Origin of the sequence: Arthrobacter gandavensis, assembly GCF_039528575.1 — a bacterium.
GTDB classification, from domain to species: Bacteria; Actinomycetota; Actinomycetes; order Actinomycetales; family Micrococcaceae; genus Arthrobacter_B; species Arthrobacter_B citreus_B.
The window spans coordinates 513,446-523,862 of sequence record NZ_BAAALV010000001.1 but is presented as its reverse complement, the minus strand read 5'-3'; the positions used below and the strand labels follow the sequence as shown (position 1 = coordinate 523,862).

8 protein-coding genes are annotated in these 10,417 nt (G+C 66.2%); 7 read left to right on the top strand and 1 reads right to left on the bottom strand.

Annotation, left to right across the window (positions count from 1 at the left end; genetic code table 11):
• On the top strand, positions 1 to 667 hold a 667-nt coding region (locus ABFX29_RS02465; protein ID WP_346038474.1), incomplete at its 5' end, for a CG0192-related protein.
• 25 nt (positions 668 to 692) lie between these two features.
• Here ABFX29_RS02465 and ABFX29_RS02460 read toward each other — a convergent pair.
• Positions 693 to 1,343 (bottom strand): vitamin K epoxide reductase family protein, encoded by a 651-nt coding sequence (locus ABFX29_RS02460; RefSeq protein WP_211372372.1) that lies wholly within the window; start codon positions 1,341 to 1,343, stop codon positions 693 to 695.
• Positions 1,344 to 1,765: 422 nt separating this feature from the next.
• On the opposite strand from ABFX29_RS02460, the gene ABFX29_RS02455 reads away from it, so the two are divergent.
• The 6 genes from ABFX29_RS02455 to ABFX29_RS02430 all read left to right on the top strand — a co-directional run bounded on the left by ABFX29_RS02455 (position 1,766) and on the right by ABFX29_RS02430 (position 10,394).
• Entirely contained in the window at positions 1,766 to 5,089 is a 3,324-nt protein-coding gene (locus ABFX29_RS02455; protein WP_152227565.1) for an Rne/Rng family ribonuclease, read from the top strand.
• Between the two features lie 357 nt (positions 5,090 to 5,446).
• On the top strand, positions 5,447 to 5,758 hold the full coding sequence (gene rplU, locus ABFX29_RS02450; RefSeq protein WP_055240883.1) for a 50S ribosomal protein L21: 312 nt from the start codon (positions 5,447 to 5,449) through the stop codon (positions 5,756 to 5,758).
• Positions 5,759 to 5,851: 93 nt separating this feature from the next.
• Positions 5,852 to 6,109: a 50S ribosomal protein L27 gene (gene rpmA / locus ABFX29_RS02445; RefSeq protein ID WP_055240884.1), complete on the top strand. Its 258-nt coding sequence runs from the start codon at positions 5,852 to 5,854 to the stop codon at positions 6,107 to 6,109.
• 106 nt (positions 6,110 to 6,215) lie between these two features.
• A complete protein-coding gene (gene obgE, locus ABFX29_RS02440; protein WP_152227567.1) occupies positions 6,216 to 7,787 on the top strand; it encodes a GTPase ObgE in 1,572 nt (523 codons plus the stop codon).
• Positions 7,788 to 7,839: 52 nt separating this feature from the next.
• Positions 7,840 to 9,081: a glutamate 5-kinase gene (gene proB / locus ABFX29_RS02435; RefSeq protein ID WP_152227569.1), complete on the top strand. Its 1,242-nt coding sequence runs from the start codon at positions 7,840 to 7,842 to the stop codon at positions 9,079 to 9,081.
• Complete coding sequence (locus tag ABFX29_RS02430; RefSeq protein ID WP_152227571.1) at positions 9,078 to 10,394, top strand: glutamate-5-semialdehyde dehydrogenase; 1,317 nt, start codon at positions 9,078 to 9,080, stop codon at positions 10,392 to 10,394. The genes proB and ABFX29_RS02430 overlap by 4 nt, the downstream gene beginning before the upstream one ends.
• The last annotated feature ends 23 nt before the right edge of the window (positions 10,395 to 10,417 follow it).

Sequence of the window (10,417 nt, the reverse complement as noted above, 5' to 3'; positions counted from 1 at the left end):
GGGCGGGCTGGCTAGGCTGGGGCCCATGGCACTCATCCACAAGGCAGACCTGAGACCGACAAAAATGGAACTGATCTCCACCTGGCTTCCCACGGTGCCCTGGTTTACCGGCGCGGGCGGCGCCGGGGGCCGGGCGGAGCCGCTGGCCGCGTACCGGTTCGACGATCCCGCGGGCCAGGTAGGCATGGAGACGCATATCGTGCGCAGCGGGGACCTCACCGTGCAGGTTCCGCTGACCTACCGCGCTGACCCGCTGGAAGGCGGGGACGGATACCTGGTAGGCACCATGGAACACTCGGTCCTGGGCCGCCGCTGGGTTTATGACGGGTGCGGAGATCCGGTTTACGTCAGTGCCTTCGCTGCGGCGGTGCTCGACGGCGTGGGCCAGGCCCCGCTCTATGTCGAGGAAGACGGCGTGCGCCGTGAACTGCCCCAGTCAATGGAGCTTGAAACCAGCGGTATGCCCGACGGCGAAGAGCTCGTGGAAGCACCCGAACGGGAACCGGCAGGATGGACAGCCACCCTGATGCACCGGGACGGCTGGGAACTGTCCCTGGTCAGGGTGCTTGACCTGGGCGGACGGGCCGCGCCGCCGCCTTCGCTGGTGGGCACATGGGAGGGGCAGCGCGAACCCGCCGTACTCGGCTGGGCCCTGCCGCTGGGGTGAGGGGCCGCCTGGGCTGAGGGCCCGGCTAGCTGCCCAGGAAGGAATTCATGAAGCGGAAGAAGATCGAGGCGGCGGTCGCGACCCAAAGCAGCGCCGTGATGGCCCACGCCCACTCCGAGACGAACCTGACAAGGCCCGCCGGTGCCGGAATCACGCCGTGCGCCAGGTTGCGTACCGTGGTGAAGACGAAAAGCGGGATCATGGCCGTCCACACGACAATGCAGTAGATGCACAGCACGTAGATGTCGAACAGCGCCTGGCTCCAGAGCCAGACCACGAACACCATGCCCAGCGTGACGCCGGCCTGCACGGCGGCCCAGTACCAGCGGCTGAACCTGGCGCCGGCGAGCATGGACATGGCGACGGTAATCATGACGGCAAAGGCCACGATTCCGATCAGCGGGTTCGGGAAGCCGAAGAGGGCAGCCTGCCAGGTCTGGAAGACGGTTCCGCAGGAAACCCACGGACTGATGTCGCAGCTAGTAATGTAGGTGGAGTCGGCATAGACCCGCAGGCGCTCGATGACCAGAATTGCCGAGCCCAGCCAGCCGACTGTCGACGTGATGAGAACCAGCCACGCGAAGGGCTTCTGCCGAACCGAACGGGTAAGTCCTGCTTCGCCGTCCCTCCCGCCCAGAGTGGCTCCGCTGGTGGTGCTGGTGGAACTGGAAGGCACGCGCTGCTCCTTTTGCCGGGTATCGGTGGTCCGATTCTATGTGGTTGCTAGAGCCTATTTGACCTGCGTGTGAGATAATGGCTGTGGCTGGTGTCGGATCCACATTCCGTCACCGGTCCAGCGACAGGCTTCCGGTGCTGTTGGCGATGCTTCCCAAGAAGGAATGCCCATCAATCCGGATGGGGCAGGGGAATCCGCCGAACAGCCCTACCACAGCCCAAACGCCTAGCCGTTCCGAGCAGGTAGCAGGAAAAGCGCCGCTGGTCTTGCAAGTGATGCCGCGCCCTCACGATGGTGCGACCTTGGGAGACATTTAGACGACTTCCGGCTGGCGCAGGCTCCGATGCCCCCGCACAGCCGATACATTGCCCTCCGGGCATTGGAATGTGGCCAGTGCCGCGGGGGCCGGAGCATAGCTGTATATGAATACTGACCGCACAACAGAAGAAGCAGTCGATCCAGCCGCGGAGGTCCAGGTGGCTGCTGAGCCAACGCCGGCTGCCGCAGGGGCCTCGGAGACTGAAGCGCCGGCCAAAACTCCGGCGAAGCGGGCCCCGCGTGCCCGCCGGAAGGTTGCAGCCGCGGAAGCACCCGCAGACGACGCCCAGGAGCCGGCTCTGATCCAGACCACGGCAGAGCAGGAATCCGGCGAAGCAGCCGCTTCGGAGCCGGCGGCAAAGCCGAAGCGCACGCGTGCTCCCCGCCGCAAAGCCGCTGCAGAGCCGAAGGCCGAAGAAATCCCGGCCGCAGGGGCCGAATCCACGGAAGCTGTTCCGTCCGCTGCGGAAACGCCCGCCGAAGCACCCGCGGCTGAGGCGCCCGCCAAGACCGTCCGGCGGCGCCGCGTGTCCGCGAAGAAGACTGCTCCCGAGGCCGCGGATGCCGCTGCAGGCACCGAAGCCGTTGTCCCGGAGGAAGCCGCGGCCGAAACAGCCCCCGTTGAAGCAGCTGAAGGCGTTGAAGCAGCAGAACCTGCACCCGCGAAGACACGGACCCGCCGCCGCGCAACCGCCAAGGCCGGATCTGCCGTTGCTGCAGAAGCGCCTGATTCCACTGAGGCCAAGGCCGAAGCAAACGAGTCAGGGCAGGACTCCCCGGCGGAGACCACGGAGGGCACCAAGCCCGTCCAGGCCTCCGTCCTTGACCCGTTCGCCATTCCTGAATCTCCCACCTCCGTGCTCTTCCACGCCCCGGACCTGACTGCGGTCCAGGCACTTGCCGCTGCGGCGGCCGCCGCCGAAAGTGATGAAGACGAAGAGTCCGAGGACGAAGGGCGGGATTCAAACCGTTCGCGCCGCAGCCGCCGCCGGAGCCGCGGACGCACCCGCAGCGAAGGGGAAGCGGCCACCGAAGGAGAGAGCGCCGAGTCCGGTGACTCCGGGGATGAGAACACAGAGGGCGTGACCTCGCGCCGCCGCCGCCGGCGCCGCCGCGGAGACGCAGACCTTGAACTGACCGGCGGATCAGACGATGATCCGCCCAACACCGTCACCCGTGTCCGCGCCCCCCGGGCGCATGCAGAGGCCCCGGTGAACGACCGTGTGACTTCTGTGAAGGGCTCCACCCGCCTGGAGGCCAAGAAGCAGCGCCGTCGTGAATCCCGCGAGTCCGGCCGGCGCCGCCACGTCATCACCGAGGCAGAGTTCCTGGCCCGCCGCGAGTCCGTGGACCGGCAGATGATCGTCCGCCAGCGCGATGACAGGATCCAGATCGGCGTCCTCGAGGACGGCGTCCTGGCTGAGCACTTCGTCTCCAACACGCAGCAGGATTCCCTGATCGGCAACGTCTACGTCGGCAAGGTCCAGAACGTGCTGCCCAGCATGGAAGCAGCGTTCGTTGACATTGGCCGCGGCCGCAACGCCGTGCTGTACGCCGGCGAAGTCAACTGGGATGCCGCCGGCCTGGACGGTCAGCCGCGCCGTATCGAACTTGCACTGAAATCGGGGGACTCGGTCCTGGTCCAGGTCACCAAGGACCCGGTTGGCCACAAGGGTGCCCGCCTGACCAGCCAGATCTCGCTTCCCGGCCGCTACCTGGTGTACGTGCCCGGCGGCTCCATGACCGGCATCTCACGCAAGCTTCCGGACGTGGAGCGCAACCGGCTCAAGAAGATCCTCAAGGACCACCTCCCGCAGAACGCCGGCGTCATTGTGCGCACGGCCGCTGAAGGTGCCTCGGAGGAAGAGCTGATGAATGACATCAACCGCCTCCGCGCGCAGTGGGAGAACATCGAGGCCAAGGCGAAGTCCACGAAGACCCTCCCGCCCGAACTGCTCTACGGCGAGCCCGACCTCACTATCAAGGTTGTCCGCGACGTCTTCAACGAAGACTTCTCCAAGCTGATCGTTTCCGGCGAGGAGGCCTGGGACACCATTGAGGCCTACGTCACCTACGTGGCTCCGGACCTGGTGGGCCGGCTGGAGAAGTGGACCAAGGGCGAGGACATCTTCGCGGCCAGCCGCATCGACGAGCAGATCGCCAAGGCCCTGGACCGCAAGGTCTTCCTGCCATCCGGCGGCTCGCTGGTCATCGACCGCACCGAGGCCATGACAGTGGTGGACGTCAACACCGGCAAATTCACCGGCAGCGGCGGCAACCTCGAAGAGACCGTCACGAAGAACAACCTCGAAGCGGCCGAAGAAGTGGTCCGCCAGCTGCGCCTGCGGGACATTGGCGGCATCATCGTCATTGACTTCATCGACATGGTGCTCGAAGCCAACCGTGACCTTGTGCTGCGCCGTCTGGTCGAGTGCCTGGGCCGTGACCGGACCAAGCACCAGGTTGCCGAGGTCACCTCGCTGGGCCTGGTACAGATGACGCGCAAGCGCATGGGAACGGGCCTGTTGGAAGTCTTCGGCGAAGAGTGTGAGCACTGCGCCGGCCGTGGCGTGATCACCCATGACATCCCCGTGGAGCACCGCCGCAGCACCAGCCACGCTGTCTCGGAGGACAACCACTCCCAGCACCTGAAGCAGGAGAAGGCTTCCCGCGGGGAACGGAAGCGCCGCAGCCGCGGCGGCAGCCAGAACCAGAACCAGAACCAGCAGCCTCCCGCTGCTCCGGTGGAACAGCCCAAGGTTGACGAGCCGCAGGCGGACGACGCCGAGCGCGCCGCCAAGGCCGAAGCCGCCCGGGCAGCACTGGCGACGATTGCGGCAGCTACCGCAGCCGCCCACGATGCCGGCGCATCCTCCGATCAGGCGGAAAGCGACGTTTCGGAATCCTCCGCCGGGACCGGCAGCAGTGCCGGTGCAGAGGAAAAGCCCCTTATCCGGGAGCCAAAGGATGACGTACCGGCTGAGGCCGGCGCCGTCCTGCGCATCCAGGGGGAGACAGTCGTGGTTCCGCGCCGCGAACGCCGCCGCCCGGTCCGCCAGGACGTGCAGCTGACATTGGAGAGCCTCACCGAGGCGTTCAACGAGGTGTCTCCGAAATCGTCCGAACCGCAGGTCCGAACACCTGAGGAGAAGGACGAAGGCACCAGCGTGCCGGCAGCGGGCAACGGCAGCGAGAGCCGCCAGGGGAACGTGTCCGGGGTTGCTGAACCGGCCCGCCGGCCACGCCGCCGCCGGGCTGCCCGCAGCCCTCAGGGCTCGGCTGACGCACAGATCATCAAGGCAGGACCGGAAGACGCCTCCGGCGCCCAGGGCAGCAGCACCACGGCTGTGGCCGCTGCGCCCGCCCCGCGCGCAGAGACCTCCGCTCCGGTGATTCTCGGCGTCGGCGTTCCCGCGTCCGACCTCTAGCAGCACAAAGGCAACGCAGCACAGCTCCCGGCCGCACCGGCCGGGAGCTGTGCTGCTTAACGGGTGCCCCAGCCTCCGCGTGGCCGGCCGGGGGAGGGGCCGGTCAGGCCCGGTCCGGGAGTGCTATAGAATGGTAGTAAGCGCAGTGACGTCCCCAGTACGGCCGGAGGATGGCACGCTGGACCTGCCGTGCATTTGCGGCATATGGGTCCCTTAGCGTAGCCTTGAACTTCGGTGCGAACGCCTTCTAAGCCGTTATTCGGTACAGGGCGTGACTGCATGGCGCAAGCCGGACACATAGTTGGTCCGGGGAAGTGCGCATCCAAGTATTAAACGTCGAGAGAAGTGAGTTCCCAAGTGGTGTACGCGATTGTCCGCGCTGGCGGCCGCCAAGAAAAGGTTTCCGTCGGAGACCTCGTAACCCTGGACCGCGTCCCCGGTGGAGCCGGTAGCACCTTTGAGCTGCCTGCCCTGCTTTTGGTTGATGGCGACAAGGTCACCTCTGCCGCCAAGGACCTGGCCAAGGTTACGGTTACGGCAGAAGTTATCGAAAACTTCCGGGGTCCGAAGATTGTCATCCAGAAGTTCAAGAACAAGACCGGTTACAAGAAGCGTCAGGGCTACCGCTCCTCGCTGACCAAGGTCAAGGTCACCTCCATCAACTCCTGATTCCTAACGTCAGGGACCGCTTGGTCCCGGACCGCGGGAATTGTGCCCGCACCTAGGCATCAAAGTCAGTCATAGCAAAGGCAGGATTAGAAAATGGCACATAAGAAAGGTGCGAGCTCTACTCGCAACGGCCGCGACTCCAACGCTCAGTTCCTGGGCGTGAAGCGCTTCGGCGGCCAGGTTGTCAAGGCCGGCGAAATCATCGTTCGCCAGCGCGGCACCCACTTCCACCCCGGCGCAGGCGTTGGCCGCGGTGGAGACGACACGCTGTTCGCCCTCGAGGCAGGCGCTGTTGAGTTCGGCAGCCGTCGTGGCCGCCGCGTCGTGAACATCGTCGCAGCCGCCGAGTAATTTCGGCACACAGCTTTTCCGGTGGGGCGGGCCAGATGGCCCGCCCCACCGCTCTTTTAAGCCGAGTAGACTTGGCTTGATCCAAAAATTTTCAACAAGGAGAACCATGGCCAGCTTTGTAGACCGTGTTGTACTGCATGTTTCAGGCGGTGCCGGCGGCCATGGTTGCGTGTCCGTAAAGCGTGAGAAGTTCAAGCCCCTGGGTGGTCCCGACGGCGGCAACGGAGGCGACGGCGGAGACGTCATCCTCCGTGTCGACGGCCAGACCACCACGCTGCTGGACTACCACCACGCACCGCACCGCCACGCCGGCAACGGCGGACCGGGCATGGGTGACTGGCGCGCCGGCAAGACCGGGGAGACCTTGGTGCTTTCCGTTCCGGAAGGAACCGTCGTCAAGTCCAAGGACGGCAAGGTCCTCGCAGACCTGGTCGGCATGGGTGCCGAGTACGTTGCCGCAGCGGGCGGACAAGGGGGGCTGGGCAACTCATCGCTCTCCTCGCAGAAGCGCAAAGCTCCGGGTTTCGCCCTTCTGGGTACCCCGGGGGACGAGCGGGACATCGTCCTGGAGCTCAAGTCGATCGCTGACATTGCCCTCGTGGGCTTCCCGTCCGCAGGCAAGTCTTCGCTGATCGCCGCGATGTCCGCCGCCCGGCCAAAGATCGCCGACTACCCCTTCACCACGCTCATTCCGAACCTCGGGGTTGTCCAGGCCGGCGATGTCCGCTTCACCGTTGCCGACGTTCCGGGCCTGATCGAAGGCGCCTCGGAAGGCAAGGGGCTGGGACACCACTTCCTGCGCCACGTTGAGCGCTGCGCCGCACTGGTCCATGTGCTGGACTGCGCAGCCCTTGAAACCGACCGCGATCCGCTCGGCGACCTCGACGTCATTGAGGCCGAACTCGAGAAGTATGAAGTTGACATGAGCTACGCCGGTGCCGACGGCGACGTCGTTCCCCTGAACCAGCGTCCGCGCCTGGTGGCGCTGAACAAGGTGGACGTTCCCGACGGCCGCGACATGGCCGAATTCGTCCGCCCGGAACTCGAAAAGCGCGGCTACCGCGTGTTCGAAGTTTCCGCAGCAAGCCACGAGGGGCTGCGTGAACTTGGCTTCGCGATGGCTGCCATCGTCGCCGAGGCGCGCAAGGCCGTTGAGACGGCGCCGCCGCGTGTTGCACCTCCGGTTGTCCGCCCGCGCTCCGTCAATGCCAAGGGCGGGTTCACCATCCGCCGGGAAGAACGGAACCTGGAGCCGCTGTTCCGCGTCCTGGGCGAAAAGCCCGTGCGCTGGGTCCAGCAGACCGACTTCACCAACGACGAGGCCGTTGGCTACCTCGCGGACCGCCTGGCGAAGCTTGGCATCGAAGACCAGCTCTTCAAGGCAGGCGCCAAGCCCGGCGATGCCGTGGTCATCGGTGAGGGCGACGGCGTCGTCTTCGACTGGGAGCCGACCATGATCGGCGGCGCCGAGCTCCTGGCTGCGTCCCCGCGCGGCTCGGACATCCGCATCGAAGAGTTCTCCCGACCCACCCGTAACGAAAAGCGCGAAGACCACCAGCAGCGCAAGGACGCCCGTGCGGCTGCCCGTGCCGAGCTCGAAGCTGAGCGCAAGGCCGGAATCTGGACCGAGTCGGTGAACTACAAGCACACCCGCCCCACAGCAGGCGATGACGACTAATCGCTTCACAGACGCGCTGCCCGGGCGGGCTTGGGCATAGGCTGGTTCGGTCATGAGGAAAGAAAACGCTGAAGCACAGACCACCACCGCACCCAAGCGTCCGCTTAAGTCCAGGTCAGGACTCGCCCGGGCACGGCGCGTCGTCGTCAAGGTTGGGTCATCCTCCCTGACGTCAGTTGCCGGCGGGATCTCCGATGAGGCCCTCACGTCACTGGCGAACGTCCTCGCAGCGCGGCGTCGGCAGGGAACCGAAATCATCCTGGTCTCCTCCGGCGCCATCTCCGCCGGACTGGCACCGCTGGGGCTGTCCAAACGGCCTTCACAGCTGTCCACCCAGCAGGCCGCGGCCAGCGTTGGGCAGGGCCTGCTGATGGCCCGCTACACGGAAGCCTTCGGGCGGCACGGCATTACGGTCGGCCAGGTCCTGCTCACCATCGAAGACCTGATGCGCAGAACGCACCACGCCAACGCGCACCGGGCGCTCGAACGCCTGCTGAACTTCGGCGTCGTGCCCATCGTGAACGAAAACGACACCGTGGCCAGCCACGAGATCCGCTTTGGCGATAACGACCGCCTGGCCGCGCTGGTGGCGCACCTGGTCAAGGCGGATGCGCTGATCCTGCTCTCCGACGTTGACGCCCTCTATGACGGGCCGCCGTCCGCCGGCGCCCGCCGCATACCCGAGGTCACCGGGATGAAGGACCTGGAAGACGTCCGGATCGGCAAGGTTGGCAAGGCAGGCGTGGGTACCGGAGGCATGGTTACCAAGGTCGAGGCTGCCACCATCGCAGCGCAGTCCGGCATTCCGGCCCTGGTTACGTCCACCGACAACGCCGCAGCAGCGCTTGCAGGCGAAGACGTTGGCACCTGGTTCACCACGCGGGGTGTGCGGCAGCCCATCCGCCTTCTTTGGCTGGCGCATCTGGCCCGCATCCAGGGCACGCTCGTGCTGGACGACGGCGCTGCGCGCGCCGTAGGGGAGCGGCGCCGTTCCCTGCTCCCGGCCGGAATCGTGGCCGTTGAAGGCCACTTCGAACCGGGCGATCCGGTGGCGCTGGCCGATACGTCCGGGCGTGTGCTCGCCCATGGGCTAACCAACTACGCCTCCGATGAGCTGCCCCGCATGCTGGGCCGCTCCACCCGGGAGCTGGCCAAGGAGCTGGGCCGCGGCTACGAGCGTTCAGTGGTGCACGTCAATGACCTGGTGATCCTCCAGCCGCACGGTTCTTCGGCTGTTAAGGCCGCGTCACGTACCCTCCAGGACAACGGCGCCGCCGCTACACTGGGAGCATGACCGTCCAAGACACCTCTTCCGTGAACCGCAACGCTGAAACCGCGCCCTCGCCGGAGGAAGTCGAAGCCGGAGTCCACAGCATCGCAGACCGGGCCCGAGCCGCTTCCCGGCGGATGGCCCGCGCCAACCGGGCGTGGAAGGACCTGGCGCTGGAGCAGATTGCGCAGGATGTGGTGGCCCGCCGCGACGCCGTCCTGGCCGCCAACGCGAAGGATGTGGAACGCGGGCGCGCCAATGGCACTTCCGAGGCGCTGCTGGACCGGCTGACCCTCACGCCGAAGCGGATCGACGCACTGGCAGCAGCGCTGCGCGACCTTGCCGGCCTGCCCGATCCGGTTGGATCGGTAGCCCGCGGTCAGACGCTTCCCAACGGTCTGCGGATGCGCCAGGTGCATGTGCCCCTCGGCGTCGTCGGCGCCATCTATGAAGCCAGGCCCAACGTGACCCTGGACATTGCCGGTCTTGCACTGAAGAGCGGCAACGCCGTGATCCTGCGCGGCGGCAGCGCTGCAGCAGCTACGAACACCGTGCTGGTGAACCTGATCCGTGATTCCCTGGACACCGTAGGGCTGCCCTCCGACGCCGTCCAGACGATCGACCAGTACGGCCGGCCGGGAGCAAACTTCCTGATGAAGGCGCGCGGCAAGGTGGATGTGCTGATTCCGCGCGGGGGACGCGACCTGATCCAGAATGTGGTCACCAACGCGGCGGTGCCCGTCATCGAAACCGGAGAAGGCAACGTCCACATCTACCTGGACGAGTCGGCCCGGGAGGAGATGGCGGTGGATATCCTCCTGAACGCCAAGACCCAGCGCCCCAGTGTGTGCAACACAGTGGAGACCCTACTGGTGCATGCCAATTCCGCTGCCGCCCCGCAGGTGCTCTCAGCACTGGCCGCTGCCGGGGTGCGCCTGCACACGGACGATCGGATCCGCGGAATACTGCCGGAAGGCATTACAGCCATGGAAGCGACGGAAGCCGACTGGGGCCGGGAGTACATGGACCTGGACCTCGCAGTGGCGATGGTGGACACGATGGACGAGGCGCTGGAGCACATTCGGACGTTCTCCACCGGCCACACCGAGGCCATCATCACCAATGACCTGGCGAATGCCGAGCGTTTCATCGCGGAGATCGATTCGGCGGCCGTGATCGTCAACGCCTCCACCCGTTTCACCGACGGCGGCGAACTCGGGCTGGGCGCGGAGGTGGGCATCTCCACACAGAAGATGCATGCACGCGGACCCATGGGCCTGAAGGAACTGACCACCACCAAATGGATCATCCAGGGAGACGGCCAGGTGCGCGCCTAGGCGCAGCTGTACGGGCGCGGACT